Below are 17,128 nucleotides of genomic sequence, written 5' to 3'. Positions count from 1 at the left end.
TAAAGTTTAAGTAAATTTATAATCTGTTGACCCGCAGTCGCGACCAATGAACAGTCTCTTCCTAAATCGCCTTAAAAGCTCAGATCGCCCCGTGTTAGTATTTGATGGGGGTATGGGTACAAACCTACAAACCCAAAATCTCACCGCCGAAGACTTTGGTGGTGCGGAGTACGAAGGATGTAATGAATATTTAGTCCATACTAAACCAGAAGCGGTGGAGAAAGTACACCGAGGATTCCTCGAAGCTGGTGCGGATGTGATTGAAACCGATACCTTTGGCGGTACTGCGATGGTACTAGCGGAATACGATTTAGCTGATAAGGCGTATTATCTAAATAAGACTGCTGCGGAGTTAGCAAAAAAACTAACAGCAGAATACTCTACATCAGAAAAACCCCGTTTTGTTGCGGGTTCGATTGGCCCTGGTACTAAGTTACCTACCCTCGGACATATTGATTACGATACATTATTAACTAACTATCAAGAGCAAGCAGAAGCATTATTTGATGGTGGGGTAGATTTATTTTTAGTGGAAACTTGTATGGATGTGTTGCAGATAAAAGCAGCACTTAATGGTATTGAAGCGGTATTTAAAAAGAAAGAGGAACGTCGCCCGTTAATGGTTTCCGTGACAATGGAACAGATGGGGACAATGCTTTCTGGTTCGACAATGGAAGCAGCTTTAGCAATATTAGAACCCTTCCCCATCGATATTTTAGGGTTAAACTGCGCCACAGGGCCCGACTTGATGAAGGAACATATCAAACATCTGTCGGAACATTCTCCTTTTATTGTTTCTTGTGTACCCAATGCGGGTTTACCTGAAAATATTGGCGGACAGGCGCACTATAAGCTTACGCCGATGGAACTGCGGATGTCTTTAATGCACTTCGTCGAAGATTTGGGCGTGCAAATTATTGGGGGTTGTTGCGGTACTCGTTACGAACATATCCAGCAACTCGCCGAAATGGCGGGAGATTTAACACCAAAAGAACGTCATCCCGAATTTGAACCCTCCGCAGCATCTATTTATAATACCCAACCTTATATACAAGATAATTCTTTCTTGATTGTGGGAGAAAGATTAAATGCCAGTGGTTCTAAAAAATGTCGTACTCTACTTAATGATGAAGATTGGGATAGTTTAGTTGCAATGGGGAAAGCCCAGGTAAAAGAAGGCGCACATATCCTCGATGTCAACGTGGACTATGTAGGTAGAGACGGGGAAAAAGATATGCACGAACTTGCATCCCGTCTGGTGAATAATGTCACCCTTCCCCTAATGCTTGACTCTACCGAGTGGACAAAAATGGAAGCGGGGTTAAAAGTAGCTGGTGGTAAATGTATTCTCAACTCCACTAACTACGAAGATGGGGAGGAAAGATTTTTTCAAGTCTTAGAACTCGCTAAAACCTATGGCGCGGGTGTGGTTATTGGTACTATCGATGAAGATGGTATGGGGCGTACTGCGGATAAAAAGTTTGAAATTGCCAAACGAGCTTATAATGCTGCGGTAGAATATGGTATTCCCGCCCATGAAGTCTTTTTTGACCCCTTAGCCTTACCCGTATCTACTGGTATCGAAGAAGATAGAGAAAATGCGAAAGCCACAGTAGATGCAATTAAAAGAATTAGAGATGAATTACCAAGTTGTCATATTTTGCTTGGTGTTTCTAATGTTTCCTTTGGTTTAAATCTCGCAGCGCGACAAGTTTTAAATTCTGTCTTCTTACACGAATGTATGCAGGTAGGATTAGATTCGGCTATTGTTAACGCCAGTAAGATTTTACCCCTTTCTAAAATAGATGAATCCCATCAAAAGATATGTTTTGATTTAATCTACGACAAGCGTGAATTCGACGGCGATATCTGCACCTATGACCCCTTGGGAGAATTAACAACCTTATTTGCTGGAAAGAAAGCTAAGAAATCTGAAGCAGTAGATAAAAACCTTCCCATTAACGAACGCTTGAAACAACATATTATCGACGGAGAAAGAATTGGTTTAGATGAAGCTTTAGACGAAGCCTTACAACAACATCCCCCGTTAGATATTATCAACATTTTCTTATTAGATGGCATGAAAGTTGTCGGTGAATTATTTGGTTCGGGACAAATGCAGTTACCTTTTGTATTGCAGTCAGCCCAAACTATGAAAGCTGCGGTAGCCCATTTAGAACCTCACATGGATAAGGAAGAAGCTGACGACAGAGGTAAAGGTAAATTTGTTATTGCGACAGTTAAAGGGGACGTTCACGACATTGGTAAAAATCTAGTTGATATCATTCTTTCTAATAATGGTTATAAAGTAATTAACCTCGGAATCAAACAACCCGTAGATAGCATTATCAAAGCCTACGAAGAACATCAACCAGATTGTATTGCTATGAGTGGCTTGTTGGTAAAATCTACCGCATTCATGAAAGATAATCTGGAAGTATTCAACGAAAAAGGTATTACCGTTCCTGTTATCTTAGGTGGTGCTGCGCTAACTCCTAAATTCGTCAATCAAGATTGTCAGAATACCTATAACGGGAAAGTTATCTATGGTAAAGATGCTTTTGCCGATTTGCATTTCATGGATAAACTAATGCCAGCGAAGGCTGATGATAATTGGGACGATGTTAGGGGATTTTTGGATGAACCTGACAATGGTAATGGTAGGGGCGAATCGCGAATCGCCCCTACAGAAGATGGTGCAGAACAACCGTTTGAAGGGGAAAATCGGGATAAAATCTTTGTTGATGAAGTTAGTAAGCCAGAAGAACCTTTAATAATAGATACCCGTCGTTCTGATGAAGTTAGTTTGGATGTTGAACGCCCCGAACCGCCATTTTGGGGAAGTAAAATATTAGAAGCTAAAGATATTCCTATCGAGGAAGTTTTTCCCTATTTAGACTTACAAGCCTTATTCGTCGGACAATGGCAATTTAGAAAACCTAAAGAACAATCTAGAGAAGAATACGATGAGTTTCTCGCGAGAAAAGTTCATCCTATTTTAGAAGAATGGAAACAAAAATCCATTGCTGATAACCTATTACATCCCACCATAATTTATGGTTATTTCCCCTGCAACGCCGAAGGAAACACGTTGTATGTATATGACCCCGATACCGTAGGGGCGTTTCGCGCGATGCGTAGCGAGTCCTTTAGGGAAACGCCCCTACAACCCATAACATCATTTGAATTTCCCCGTCAACGTTCTGGCAAACGACTATGTATTGCTGACTTCTTTGCTACTAAAGAATCGGGGAAAATCGATGTTTTCCCCATGCAAGCGGTAACAGTAGGAGAAATAGCTACCGAATACGCCCAAAAACTCTTCCAAGATGACCAATACACCGATTATCTCTATTATCATGGTTTAGCGGTGCAAATGGCGGAAGCTTTAGCAGAATGGACACACGCCAAAATCCGCACAGAGTTAGGCTTTGAAGCGGAAGAATCCGACAATATCAGAGATATCTTACAACAACGCTATCGCGGTTCTCGCTATAGTTTTGGTTATCCTGCTTGCCCTAATATACCCGACCAATTCAAACAATTGGATTTATTGGATACCAAACGCATTAATATGTATATGGATGAAAGCGAACAATTATATCCCGAACAATCGACAACAGCGATTATTACTTATCATCCTGTAGCGAGATATTTTAGTGCCTAGGTAATTTAAGAGATTGTTTATTATTGAGGTGGGTGTAATGCCCATCTTTTTTTATCTCGCGCAAATACGCAAAGTCGCAAAGTAAAAACTTTAAAATAAAAGGTGAAATCAGTTATGAACAAAAAAATATGGAAAAATTGGAATAGTATTTTAGGTGAGTATTCTTATTCTTATTTGTACCTAGTCGGTTCTATCTCAGCTACATCACTTGAACCAATATTAGCTACACTATTATGTCTTATTTTAGGTATAGTTTTTCACCTTCAAACTTATCCAAAAGCAAAGGAATTTTTTGGTAGACGCTGGGAGCTTAAAAAATATAGTAAATATAAGGGATTGAATAGATTGAGCTTAGAAGAGATCAAAGAATTAAAAGAAATAGAAAATAGTCTAGGTGAAAATTATAGAGATTCTAATAATTTGATTTATTGGATAGCAACAATAGTATCAACATTTCTTTTATTTTATAATTGGACAAAAATAAGCTAGAAGAATTTAACTACGAATAAAAGAATAATTCTAATAATAATTATGACAACTTATGGTTACTCAATTAGAAATTACCAACGAAAAAAAAGACATTGCAGAGGCACAAATACGCAAGGAACAAACACCTGTTGATTACAATACACTAGAATATCCCATTGAAGTTTTAGTTAACAAATATTTAGATGGTATAGACGAAGATCAGAACGAAATATTTATCCCAGATTATCAAAGAGAAATGAGATGGGATGAAGATAGACAATCAAAGTTTATTGAATCTGTGCTTTTGGGACTGCCAATAGCTTATATTCTTGTTGCTGATGTATCTGAATCTGAAGACTTAGCAAGACTAGAGATTATAGATGGTACACAACGCATTCGTACTTTGGCTAGATTTCTTAACAATGAATTGAAGTTGAATAATCTTGAAAAGCTAGATAGTCTGAATGGATTTACTTTTAAAGATTTACCTCTTTCTCGTCAGAGGCGTTTTCAAAGAACTACTATTAGAATGATTCAGTTAACTGAAAAAGCAGATGAAGAAGTAAGACGAGACTTATTTGAAAGAATTAATACTGGTAGTGTTGAATTGAATGAAATGGAGAAACGGAGGGGAAGTAAGCCTGGGAAGTTTCTTGATTTAATTGAAGAATTATCCCAATCAGAACAATTTCGTAATTTATGTTCTTTTACTGATACTGAAATCAAAAAACGCGATCCACAGGAGTTTATTTTGCGCTTTTTTGCTTTTTTGAATAACTATAAAAATTACTCTGGTAAAAAAGTACATCAGTTTTTAGATGAGTATTTAAAACAAGCTAACAAATCTAAGTCACTCAATATTGATGTGATGAGAGAAGAATTTATTTCTATGCTTTCTTTTATCGAAAAATATTTTCCAAATGCCTTACGTATCTATAGAAAAACAAAAGATAAGTACGAGCCTACAACTAGAATTAAATTTGAATCAATTACTGTAGGTGCAGCTTTGGCATTGAGAAAAAATCAAGGATTAATACCACACTCGACATCTTTTTTAGATTCAGAAGATTTTAAGAATTTTACTAAAGGAGACGGAAGTAGCTCTCAGAATAAAGTAACTCGTCGTATTGAGTATGTTCGCGATAGTCTTTATAGGTAATTAATGAAAAGTAAACTATTTGAAGATTTTGACGAACGCGCTCAAGAAGTTAGTAAATATTTTTTCTTGTTACAAAATTTAGAACAAGGCTCGATTCAGTTGGCTATGGGTAATGTTAAGCATCAAAAAGTAAAAAAAATAGATACTGAATTAGAAAAAACTCTAAAAGCAACAGGATTTTTGTTACTTTATAATTTAATTGAATCGACGATCAGAAATGCAATTTAAGCTATTTTTGATGACATGAACAATCAGAATATATCTTTCGATGATTTAAAGAAAGATATTAAAAAAATTATTGTCAAAAATTTCAAGAAAAATAAAGAAACCGATACTCTTTTGGATGTAATTAATAATATATCTCTTGATATAATTTCGGCAAGTTTCGATAAGGAGCAACTATTCTCAGGAAATATTGATGCTAGAAAAATAAAACAAGTAGCGAAAGATTATAGCTTTTCTTGCAAAACCAATGGTCGAAAAACGCGCGATGGAATTGATTTACTGAAAATTAAGACAAATAGAAATTATTTGGCTCACGGTTTTAAATCTTTCAAGGACGTAGGAAAAGAAAATACAGCAGAAGAACTATTAGAAATTAAGAAAAGAGTTATTTGCTATTTAAGAGAAATATTACAAAATATAGAAGACTATATATCAAAGAAAGAATATTTAAAGTGATTTATTTTGGCGATCTCATCTCTTCAACAACTACAATTAAGATAGAGAATGGCAATTTAATATTATTATGAATCCTCAACTCCAAAAAGCGATCGCATCTCTTCCATCCACTACAATCAAGATAGAGAATGGCAATCCAATACTATTATGACTCCCCAATTACAACAAATGATCGCTTTTCTCAATCAACTACAATCAAAATAGAGAATGGCAATCTAACACTATTATGACTCCTCAATTACACAAAGCGATCGCTTTTCTCAATCAACTACAATCAAGATAGAGAATGGCAATTTAATACTATTATGACTCCTCAATTACACAAAGCGATCGCCAACCTTCAAGCCCTTTCTAGCTCAGAACAACGCCAACTGCTGCAAATTTTAGTTGCAACTATTAATAAATCTAATAATTTAGAACGGCAAAATCGGCTTTTTTGGCAAGAAACATCTTTAGAAGATTTGATTGATATTCAACAAACATCAATTTTCTATTCAGCAACACCCAATGATTAAAGCTCACAACTTCTTCAAGTTCTCGATCCATAATTAAATCGAAGAGACACAAAGTAGGTATTAAACAACTGTCTTACTAGCGAAAAATAAGCAACGCATACATCAAGGAAAGAGGTTGTTATGAAGTAAAAAAGTACCACTTAATGCAGACAAAAAATGTTTCAAACCAACTACACAATTCCCGACATTTTGTCACAACTAGAGATAAATGACCGAGTGTGCATTGATGATGGCAAAATTGGTATAAAAGTTAAATCTTTATTATCCGAAGGGATTCTTTTAGAAATTATCCATGCTTGAAACAAAGTAGAAAAACTACGCTCTGATAAGGGAATTAATTTCCCCGATACGACCATGGGTTGGTGGTTAGTGTTTAATAGTTTAATAGTAAACGTTATTTAAACCCAACAGAGGACGCAAAAATGATAGAAGAATCTAATAACATTAATAACGACAAAAACATCAAAGAAGAGTTTTTATATCCCATTGGCAGCTATCAAGGTGAGTTTACTCCTCAAAATTTGGTTTTTAATGCCAACTTGCAACAGTTTGCCCAACAAGTGTCTTATCTTTGTGGTTTAGAATCCAATGGCAAAATGACCGCAGAAGATACTTATGATGAGATTAGAAAGTTTTGGAAACAGCTTAAGCAATCCAAAAAGGAACTTTTAGACAAGACAAACTTTACCCCCGAAGAATAATCGGATATCTAGAATGACCGATAAAGATAACGCTGTTACTTTAAAAGAATGGGCAAATATTGCAATCGCCAAACATACTCGTAAGATATTCAAGTATGAAGCTAGAGTACTTCAAGATAAAGACTCGGAAGACTTACATCAAATACGTGTCGGAATGCGACGTTTACGAAGTGCAATCGCTGGTTTTGCAGTCGCTTTAGAGTTACCACCAACAGTAAATCAGAAAAATATTGCTAAAATAGGTCGTTCTCTAGGAAAACTCAGAGATTTAGACGTTTTACTAGCTAATCTAGCCAATAATTATCGTCCTCTATTACCCGCAGGAGAACAAAAGAGTTTAGACAAAGTTATCAAATCTCTCAACAAACAAAGAAAAAAAGAAGTAAAACAGGTTAGACAAACTCTCAACAGCAAGCTTTATCTCAATCTCCAGCAAGAACTCCAAAATTGGTTAGAGCATCCCAGATATCAAGCAATAGGCGATTTATCTATTTATCCCGTATTGCCAGATTTACTGTTACCCCAAATTAGTCAACTATTGCTGCATCCTGGTTGGTTAGTAGGAGTGGAACTAAAAGAAGGAACAATTCAATTTCCTGAAAGCTTAAATACAAAAGCAGTGGAACAATTACTAGAACAAGAAGAGCTAATTCTCCACGATCTGCGAAAATCAGCCAAAAGAACCCGCTATAATTTAGAGCTATTTTCTCAATTCTACGATGATATTTATCATTATTATCTCAAGCAAATAGAGCAAATTCAAGAAGTTCTCGGTCAAATCCAAGATTGTTATGTCTTGAGAGAAGTCCTAGAAAAAGCCTTAAAATCAGTCGTTGCTGAAAAAATGCCCGAACTAGCAACTTTACTCACCCAAACTCGCTCTCAAAAATGGCAAGAATGGGAACTTTTACAAGAAGAGTTTCTTGATGATAAAACCCGAAAAGAACTAAGACAAACAATCCAGCAACCAAGAGTCAATTCAGAGATGAGGGATCAAGTAGGAGGAATGAGAAATTAACAATTAACCACGCTCTCGGGCGAACGTTCGTTCGCCTCTACCGACTATGTCCCGAAACCGTGTTGTTGCCATTAATAATCTCAATCATGCCTTTGGGAACTCACGATAACCGCATTCTCGATATATAGCGTTACATATTAACGTTAAGACGGGACCTACAAGCACCGCCCTTCGAGGAGTCCGCTCCATCTGGGGAGACCCCAGATGCTCGCCCTAAAGGATACCGCTCCGCATATGTCGGACGTGGCGGTGTCAGCCCCTTACATTTTTGGGCATTTTAATCAAAAAACTCATTACTTATTACTGATTACTCATTACTTCCGAAGCTCGTAAATTTTAATATCCTAATCTAATTTTGTACGGCTATAGCTGATCGCATTGTGCATTTGGAAGATGGTAGATTAGCGAAAGATACTGCTTTGGTTAATGGTTAGTTATTGGTTGTTTATCAATCAAAAAACTTACTACTTGCTATTTCTTCACAACTTCCTCAAATTATTATCTTACTTTTTAATTAGAATCAAATAGTATAAATGGTAAACATATTTCTTAACATTAATTACTGTTTATACAACCTAAGCTGCATGAAAACGATAAAAAACATCAATTCAACCAGATATCAACATAGTATTAAAACTACAAAATTGTTGATTAATAATTTGTACTTCTCAAGTTTTACACAGTAAGGAATAAAACTATGGCTAATTCATGGTTCGCAACTGACGATGCGGAAAATGATATTTCTGTACAAAGTAATTCATCAAGTAATCAGAATCTAATTCAAGAAGAAAGAGAATTTGTTGGCAATGAGTTAATTGTGAAACTTTCAACGGAGATGACCCCAACTGAGATCGGTGAATTTCAGGAAGAGATGGGTGTCGATATCTCAGTTATAGACACAACTCAAACTCTAGATATTCAGCTTTGGGAAGTTGAAGACGTTAGTGTCGAAGAAGCAATTGAAGTTTTGAGCGATGACCCCAGAATTGAATATGTCGAACCCAATTTTATCGGGTCTTATACAGAAACTACTCCCAACGATCCTCGTTTTGATGAACTTTGGGGACTTAACAATACAGGACAAACAGGAGGTACATCTGATGCGGACATCGATGCTCCAGAAGCTTGGGATATTCAAACTGGAAACGATGTCATTGTCGGGATATTAGATTCGGGAATCGATGTTAACCATATAGATTTGGTTGATAATCTGTGGACAAATCCAGGAGAAATCGCGGGTAATGGAATTGATGACGATAACAATGGCTATGTCGATGATGTTAACGGCTATGACTTTGGTAATGACGATCCCGATCCAGAAGATAATTATGTTCATGGTACTCACGTAGCTGGAACAATTGCTGCTCAAGGAAACAACAACATCGGTGTTACTGGTGTCAATTGGGATGCTGAGATCATGATGTTGAAGATCGGAGATTTTGGCCCTGAAACTTTTGCTGCGATTCAAGCTTTAGAATACGGTGTCCTCATGGGCGCACAGGTAACTAACAATAGCTGGACAGTTCCTGATTCCCAGGCACTTAGAGAGGCGATCGCAGCAGTAGGAGAAGAAGAACAGCTATTCGTAGCAGCAGCAGGAAATGATTTTGGGAATGATAACGATCTCAATCCGCGTTATCCTGCCAGTTACGATCTGGATAATATTATTTCTGTGGCAGCAACAGACGATAATGATCGATTAGCAGATTTCTCGAATTTGGGAGCTACTTCTGTAGACTTGGGTGCGCCAGGAGTTGACATTCTGAGCACTGTTCCAGGAAATAACTATGATTTCTTTAGTGGAACATCAATGGCGTCACCTCACGTTGTAGGGGTTGTGAGTTTGCTGCTAGCTGAAGACCCAGGATTGAGCGCAGCAGAAATTAAAGAATTGATCCTAGAAAACACCGATCCGCTTCCTAGTCTAGAAGGGATTACTGTTTCAGGTGGGCGATTAAATACTTCCAATGCTCTAAGCGAGGTTAGACCACCTCTAGAAATTGTTGGCACGGGAGGTAGGGATGTTCTAATTGGGACAAATCGCAGGGATATCATATCTGGTTTGGGTGGCAATGATGTAATCGAAGGACTTGCAGGAAACGATCTCATTTCTGGCGGTAATGGTAATGACCTGATTGCTGCTGGTAATGGCAATGACACTGTCACAGGAAATGACGGTAATGATGACATCACTGGGGGTCAAGGAAATGACATTCTTGATGGCAATGCTGGAGTAGATCGCATCCTTGGTGAATCGGGAGATGACACCATAACTGGTGGTACTGGCAATGACTCTCTTAATGGTGGGGAAGACAACGATTCTGTTTCTGGTGGCGGAGGTAGCGATCGCGTTTTAGGTGGTTCGGGAGATGATGTTCTCAATGGTGATGTTGGTCGAGATACTCTTACTGGAGGTAGTGGGAATGATTCTTTAGATGGTGGCGCAAGTAGCGATCAATTGATAGGAGTTGATTCTCTCACTGGGGGAACGGGTGAAGTGGACACTCTTTCAGGAGGAGGAGGAAGAGATACTTTTGTTTTGGGCAATGCAGACGGCGTTTTCTACGATGACGGAGATGTTCTAACCAGAGGAGAAGCAGATTTTGCTTTAGTAACTGATTTCAATCCCCGTCAAGATGGGATTCAACTTAATGGTTCGGCAGAACTTTATAGTCTGGACTTCTTTACTTCAGAAGCAGGCACAATTGATGCGGATTTAATTTACGATTCTGGGGTTGCAGCCAGAGGAGAGGTGATTGCTACCTTGCAAAATGTTGCACCCACTCTTACTCTTGACGATCCAGCTTTTACTTTTGTTTAGATAAATCAATTAAATCATTTAACAAATCAAAACAAGGAGAAAAACCATGACAGATATTACTCTTCCTATCGATCTATTTGATGCTTCGGGATTTCGGTGGGATATTCAAGGAGATGGTAACATTAGCGATGGGACAAATGATGCCTATGATGGCGGTTTGCGTTTAAATAACTTTGGTTTCTTTGAAAACGCCCAAACAGAGGATGACGATCGCGAAGTTGTCATTGGTACGTCTAACTTTGGCGATCTGGAAATCACTCGTAAGATTTATGTGCCAGAAGACCAGTCTTTTGCTCGTTTTTTAGAAATTGTCACTAATACAGGAACTTCCACCACTGATTTTACGGTTTCCCTCGACAGTAATTTAGGTTCTGACAGTGACACTTTTATTGTCGATACTGCTAATGAAGACACGGTTTTTAACGCTGATGACAATTGGTTGATTACTGATGATTTTGATGACGGTGGCGATCCAACAATGCTCCATATTATCGCAGGAGAAGATGGAGAAATTCGACCTGATGCAGCATCGCTAAATTTTGATGATATTAACTTTGCTTACAATTTGACTTTAGCTCCTGGGGAAACCCAGATTATTATGCATTTTGCTGCTCAAAATGCCAATCAAGCAGAAGCTCTTGCTAAAGCACCAGAATTAGTAGCTCTAGAATTAGATGCTTTAGCAGGAATGAGCAATGAAGAATTAGAACAAGTACTTAACTTTGCAACTGCCCCTTCACCTCCCATAATCGGCACAGAAAGAAATGATGTGCTAACAGGCACAAATCGTCGAGATGAAATTTCTGGTTTGGGTGGTAACGATGTCATTCAAGGACTTGCAGGGAATGATAATCTCTCAGGTGGCAATGGTAACGATCTGATTGCTGGAGGTAATGGCAACGATACAGCGACAGGAGATGGCGGTAGTGACGATATTGTGGGCGGTCAAGGAAATGACCTACTAGATGGAAATAGCGGAGCAGATCGCATCCTGGGAGAATTAGGAGAAGACACGCTTAATGGTGGATTTGGCAATGACACCTTAGATGGTGGAGAAGATAACGATTCGGTTGCTGGAGGAGGAGGCAGCGATCGCGTTTTAGGTGGTTCGGGAGATGATGTTCTCAATGGAGATGTTGGTCGAGATACTCTTACTGGTGGCAGTGGAAATGATTCTTTAGATGGTGGAGTAAGTAGCGATCGATTGATTGGCGTAAATGCACTTACTAGGGTAACAGACGAATTAGATACCCTCACAGGAGGAGGAGGAAGAGATACTTTTGTTCTGGGCAATGCAGACGGCGTTTTCTACGATGACGGAAATGTTCTAACCAGAGGAGAAGCAGATTTTGCTTTAGTAACTGATTTCAATCCCCGTCAAGATTGGATTCAACTTAATGGTTCGGCAGAACTTTATAGTCTGGACTTCTTTACTTCAGAAGCAGGCACAATTGATGCGGATTTAATTTACGATCCTGGGGTTGCAGCCAGAGGAGAAGTGATTGCTACTTTGCAAGATGTTACACCCACTCTTGCGGTTACTGATTCTGCTTTCACTTTTGTTTAGTTAATTATTGAGATTCGCTCTTATGAAGCTCATTTTAACTCAGTTTGGCTGATATTTTATAGTCGTTCCAATTAATTTCCTTACGTTGTTAAACACTGGTAAAAGGATGAAGGATGAAGGATGAAGGCTGAAAAGTAGTACTGAGTAACTTGTGGTTTCTATTTGAAATTACTATAGATGCGTTTGCCCTGGTTATTGGGAGAGAAATCTGAGCGAAATTTTCTGGATTACCTTGATATTAACGATCGCATTTTGGGAGATTCTTCTCTTAATTTGTCAAAAATGCGATCGCAAGATTAAGCAAGTTTGCCAATCTCTTAAATCTAAACCGAGTAACAATGTTTTTATTCCAGAAATGCTTGTCGATTTAGATGAATCAGTACTGTGGCACAGACAAATATGGGACATTTTTCCAACCCACTATTGAACAAGCATAATTTATTGGAAGTCAGGATTTAGTTGAGGAACCACATCTAGTTTGAAAGTGAAGGAGTTTACCATAGAACCTTACACCGCGATCCCTCTAAACCCGACACCAAGATTTACCATTAGATATCTGATAAAGTGGAGTTACTTAGCAATCAACTAAAAGTTAACTATTCTTGAGAATATTGACGATTTTTGCCGATAAAGTAAGACAGTCAAAAGGTTTTGTTATTATACCTATTACATTGTTATCTTGAAGTTCAGGAATATTGATTGTTACTGCTTTAGCTGTAAAGAGAATAATCGGTATTTTTTTGGTTGGTTGATTACTTTGTAACTCTTTTAAGATGTCAATTCCATTGATATCTGGCATAACTAGATCTAAGAGAATAACATCGGGATGTAAACTTTTAGCTTTAATTAGTCCTTCTTTTCCGCACAAAGCACTGGTAACCTTCCAATCATCCTCCATTTCTAAACTAAATTTAGTAACAGCTTGAATTCCTTCATCATCTTCTATCACTAAAATATTTTTGTCGCTCATATTCTCAAACTATTTATAATTCATAACAGAAGTAGGTGGGTTTAATTAATTAGAAAATGGTTTGATTAGGTAATAGATAATAAGCGACAAGACAAACTCGCGCGATGCCAATCACGGACTTCCTTCGGTCGCGCGATGCGCGATGCGCGACGGCGAAGCCGAGTCCTTTAGGGAAGCGAGTCCTTTAGGGCGTTCGGTTGCCCTCAAATGCGACGGGTGTAAAAGCCTGTCTTCGGCGCGGGGTTGCTTGTCAATTACACCCGATCTTATTCTCTTTTTTTTTAGTTTTACATTTATTTATGCCTACTTACTTAATATTAAAAATCTTCTTCATAAATAGTCAGTACTTCAGGTTTAGTTTTGGTAATTTCAATATCGATTCCTTTGGCTTTTTCTTCTAGTAAATCTTGAATGTACTCGTATTGCGCTACTGTGGCTTCTGTTTGATGCTCGAATGGGCCAAAATAATAAATGCAAGATGGACTAATAGTCGTAATTTGCACCCACCAAGATAATTGAGATGGGTTTTCGTCAACTGGCTGAAAAGAATGTTTTTCCATGGAAGGCTTTGTGTAGTGATTCATATATCACTCCATAATTTTATATATGTCGATCGAGAAAAGCTCTCCTCACAATAAAATCAAGAAGTAGACAACAAATTATTTTGTTATTATCAACCTTAATTTTTAAAAACCAAGTGCAATATATTAATAAGGCATTGCTAATTCAACTAGCTAACAGCTTTAAGCTCTGAGCTTCTAAACTCCAGGTTCAACTTCTCCACTATGCGATTCAAGCTTATAGCTAATGGCTTATAGCTAATTTTAAGTAATGAACGCGAGATTCAGCGAGGAAACCTCACCTTGAAGAATGACAGCGTTGACGTACAAAATAATACTGTTTTTAACTAGGAAATATGAGCTTCTTAAGTAACTTTTGTTATTAAATGAGAAGCTAGATAACAGTCGAAGCACTACGCATTAATCAACGTCACTAGTCATAAAATCAAATTACCAAATACTTTAGTTTATTACTGTACCATTGGAATAACCTCCAAAAGTTATAAAATAGACGATTATTAAAGATTATTTGCTTACAAATCTGCCACAAAAATTAATTTTTGTGGTTTAAAAAATATTAAAGTAACATAAAGTTAGCGATCGCAAGAACAACCTAAATCAATAAATAATATTTGCTAGAGAAAATAGTTAAATAATTATCAAGAAAAGTTGTATTTAACAGTGAGCAATCTTATATTTTGAGATTTTTTTAATGCTTGAGAAATAGTTGTTTTACTACTCACACAAAGATACTTGCACAAAACCAATAATTTGGTCGGTCGCATTTCCCACACAACTTAATAAACGATCGCATACAATCTCATACTAGGGAGCATCCCAATACTGCTCAGTTAAAGATTATTACTCAGGGAAGTGGGGAGTAATTATCGAACATTCCAATAATAATTCAAGAAGGCCGATCCGAAAAGTATTGTCTTCCATACAGCCTCCGTGATTGGGGATTAGGGATTTACGAAAATCAATAGTTTTGAGACACATTCATTAAGCGAAAATACTCTGCTGCAATTATTTGTTCGCATTCACAAGCGACTTTTCTCAGGGCTACAGGATTTTGAATCATAATTCTGCCACGGCTATAGTCAATCAAGTTTCGTTGGCGAAATTTGTTAGCGACTACTGACAAACTCGAACGTCTTACCCCTAATAAATCAGCAAGAGTTTCTTGGGTAAGTAGCAATTTTCTCTGTTCTAAGCGATCGCTAAAAGATAATAACCAACGGGCTAATCTTTGTTCTATTGTATGATGACAACTACAGAAAACATTTTGCGAAGTCTGGCTAAATAAAGCTTGGGTATATAACAATAATATTTTTTGTAATTCGCCACCGCGAGCAAATTCATGTCTGAGGATATCAGCATTCAAAGTAATAGCAATACAGTCAGTTTGAACCACAGCAAAACTAGAAAGAAAAGAGCCTCCTAAAAAAGCTGCAATACCAACCATTCCTTTGTTGCTTACTGTAGCAAGTTCGGCGATTAAACCTTCTTGGGACGCGCTTACCAGAGAAATTATGCCTCGCAGTGGAAAATAAACTTTTTGAATCGGTTCATTAGGTTGATGAAGAACTGTTTTTGACGGTAAAAAAATACGATTTGAGTTAGCAATTAGACTATTAAAGTCTGATTCTGACAGCAAACTTAAAAGATAATTAGCTCGATAGGATGGTTCTTTATTTTCCGCATTAGGAGGATGTGGAATGGATAATACCACTATTTTTCGCCTCCTTATCATTGAGGGTTGATTTTTGATGATTTAGATGATTTATTTGACCATATCTTTAGATTACAACTAATATTTGAAGATCGTGTGAGGGGATCATCATTAAAGTTATTCCACATCATTTATATTCTGATTCACCAACGCCAACCTATCCTCACAAATTCCTCAAATTGTTGATTTACAACATAACCATCAACCTCAAAGCATTAAAGGCTTTATAGGTGCAACGAGATAGTATCAATAAATAGAGTTCAATAGGAAACTAGGATTTATGGTAGCAATAGAAAATCGCCAACAAAAACTCCTACAAGATAAAAAAAAAGCTTTTGTCCTCTGGTTTGAAGATGTAGGGATGAGTAACGTTTCTCTAGTAGGGGGTAAAAATGCCTCGTTAGGAGAAATGATTCAACAGTTAACACCCAAAGGAATTAGAGTACCAGGAGGTTTTGCTACTACGGCTTATGCTTATTGTTATTTTATCCATCAGGCAAAACTCGAAACTAAACTACGTCAACTGTTTGCCGATCTTGATGTCGAAGATGTTAATAATTTGCGATCCCGTGGAAAACAAGCGAGGGCTTTAATTCTCAATACTCCTTTTCCCAAAGAATTAGAAACTGCGATTACCGAAGCTTATAGTCAACTATGCCAGCGATATAGTGTTGATTATCAGCAATGCGATCGATACGAAGGCGTAGAAAAAGAACAATGCGAACAATATAACTATAACGTTGATGTGGCAGTGCGTTCTTCTGCAACCGCCGAAGATTTACCAGATGCTAGTTTTGCAGGACAACAAGAAACTTATCTTAACGTTCATGGAGTTTCTAGCGTACTAGAAGCCTGTCATAAATGCTTTGCCTCTTTATTTACAGATCGTGCGATCTCTTATCGTACGATTAAAGGCTTTGACCACTTTAATGTAGCTCTTTCTGTAGGCGTACAAAAAATGGTACGCTCCGATTTAGCTACCTCTGGAGTAATGTTTTCTATTGATACGGAAACGGGCTTTAAAGATGCAGCTTTGATTACTGCTGCTTATGGTTTAGGGGAGAATGTCGTTCAAGGTGCAGTGAACCCAGACGAATATATCGTTTTTAAACCCACCCTCAACGAAGGTTATCGCCCCATTTTAAACAAACGCCTTGGTAGCAAAGAAGTCAAGATGGTGTATGACATTGGTGGTAGTAAACTAACCAAAAACGTCCCCACACCCCCCTCAGAAAGAGTTCAATATGCCATTAATGACGAGGAAATTCT

At 37.6% G+C, this 17,128-nt stretch carries 14 protein-coding genes and 1 pseudogene; 12 read left to right on the top strand and 3 right to left on the bottom strand.

Annotated features, from left to right (window positions below):
• Nucleotides 1-46: 46 nt before the first annotated feature.
• The 11 genes and pseudogenes from metH to H1P_RS38870 all read left to right on the top strand — a co-directional run bounded on the left by metH (nucleotide 47) and on the right by H1P_RS38870 (nucleotide 12,897).
• Nucleotides 47-3,667, top strand: coding sequence for a methionine synthase (gene metH, locus H1P_RS09535; RefSeq protein ID WP_144866597.1), 3,621 nt, complete (start codon nucleotides 47-49; stop codon nucleotides 3,665-3,667).
• 114 nt (nucleotides 3,668-3,781) lie between these two features.
• Nucleotides 3,782-4,156, top strand: coding sequence for a hypothetical protein (locus tag H1P_RS09530; protein ID WP_144866595.1), 375 nt, complete (start codon nucleotides 3,782-3,784; stop codon nucleotides 4,154-4,156).
• Nucleotides 4,157-4,208: 52 nt separating this feature from the next.
• Nucleotides 4,209-5,294, top strand: a complete 1,086-nt coding sequence (locus tag H1P_RS09525) for a DUF262 domain-containing protein (RefSeq protein WP_144866593.1) — start codon at nucleotides 4,209-4,211, stop codon at nucleotides 5,292-5,294.
• Between the two features lie 3 nt (nucleotides 5,295-5,297).
• Nucleotides 5,298-5,975 (top strand): annotated as a pseudogene (locus H1P_RS38155) (MAE_28990/MAE_18760 family HEPN-like nuclease).
• A 305-nt stretch (nucleotides 5,976-6,280) separates the two neighbouring features.
• Nucleotides 6,281-6,490: a hypothetical protein gene (locus H1P_RS09515; protein ID WP_144866591.1), complete on the top strand. Its 210-nt coding sequence runs from the start codon at nucleotides 6,281-6,283 to the stop codon at nucleotides 6,488-6,490.
• Between the two features lie 156 nt (nucleotides 6,491-6,646).
• Nucleotides 6,647-6,790: a hypothetical protein gene (locus tag H1P_RS35935; RefSeq protein WP_186375905.1), complete on the top strand. Its 144-nt coding sequence runs from the start codon at nucleotides 6,647-6,649 to the stop codon at nucleotides 6,788-6,790.
• Between the two features lie 122 nt (nucleotides 6,791-6,912).
• Nucleotides 6,913-7,191, top strand: coding sequence for a DUF7219 family protein (locus H1P_RS09510; protein ID WP_144866588.1), 279 nt, complete (start codon nucleotides 6,913-6,915; stop codon nucleotides 7,189-7,191).
• 13 nt (nucleotides 7,192-7,204) lie between these two features.
• Nucleotides 7,205-8,209, top strand: a complete 1,005-nt coding sequence (locus tag H1P_RS09505; protein WP_144866586.1) for a CHAD domain-containing protein — start codon at nucleotides 7,205-7,207, stop codon at nucleotides 8,207-8,209.
• Between the two features lie 697 nt (nucleotides 8,210-8,906).
• Nucleotides 8,907-11,030 carry a S8 family serine peptidase gene (locus H1P_RS09500; protein WP_144866584.1) on the top strand — a complete coding sequence of 708 codons (2,124 nt, stop codon included), beginning with the start codon at nucleotides 8,907-8,909 and terminating at the stop codon, nucleotides 11,028-11,030.
• A gap of 46 nt (nucleotides 11,031-11,076) precedes the next feature.
• On the top strand, nucleotides 11,077-12,597 hold the full coding sequence (locus H1P_RS09495; protein ID WP_144866582.1) for a calcium-binding protein: 1,521 nt from the start codon (nucleotides 11,077-11,079) through the stop codon (nucleotides 12,595-12,597).
• Nucleotides 12,598-12,774: 177 nt separating this feature from the next.
• On the top strand, nucleotides 12,775-12,897 hold the full coding sequence (locus H1P_RS38870) for a hypothetical protein (protein ID WP_281291126.1): 123 nt from the start codon (nucleotides 12,775-12,777) through the stop codon (nucleotides 12,895-12,897).
• Nucleotides 12,898-13,189: 292 nt separating this feature from the next.
• On the opposite strand, the gene H1P_RS09490 is transcribed toward H1P_RS38870, so the two are convergent.
• From H1P_RS09490 to H1P_RS09480, 3 genes are all read right to left on the bottom strand, one after another.
• Complete coding sequence (locus tag H1P_RS09490) at nucleotides 13,190-13,567, bottom strand: response regulator (RefSeq protein WP_144866580.1); 378 nt, start codon at nucleotides 13,565-13,567, stop codon at nucleotides 13,190-13,192.
• Nucleotides 13,568-13,884: 317 nt separating this feature from the next.
• Nucleotides 13,885-14,151, bottom strand: coding sequence for a DUF1816 domain-containing protein (locus H1P_RS09485; RefSeq protein ID WP_246141566.1), 267 nt, complete (start codon nucleotides 14,149-14,151; stop codon nucleotides 13,885-13,887).
• Nucleotides 14,152-15,106: 955 nt separating this feature from the next.
• Entirely contained in the window at nucleotides 15,107-15,859 is a 753-nt protein-coding gene (locus H1P_RS09480; RefSeq protein WP_186375904.1) for a Crp/Fnr family transcriptional regulator, read from the bottom strand.
• Between the two features lie 280 nt (nucleotides 15,860-16,139).
• On the opposite strand from H1P_RS09480, the gene H1P_RS09475 reads away from it, so the two are divergent.
• A partial coding sequence (locus tag H1P_RS09475; protein ID WP_281291125.1) for a PEP/pyruvate-binding domain-containing protein occupies nucleotides 16,140-17,128 on the top strand: 989 nt, incomplete at its 3' end.

This window comes from Hyella patelloides LEGE 07179 (genome assembly GCF_900659865.1).
Taxonomy (GTDB): domain Bacteria; phylum Cyanobacteriota; class Cyanobacteriia; order Cyanobacteriales; family Xenococcaceae; genus Hyella; species Hyella patelloides.
The sequence above is the reverse complement of the archived record's forward strand: the minus strand, read 5'-3'. Positions and strand labels throughout refer to the sequence as shown.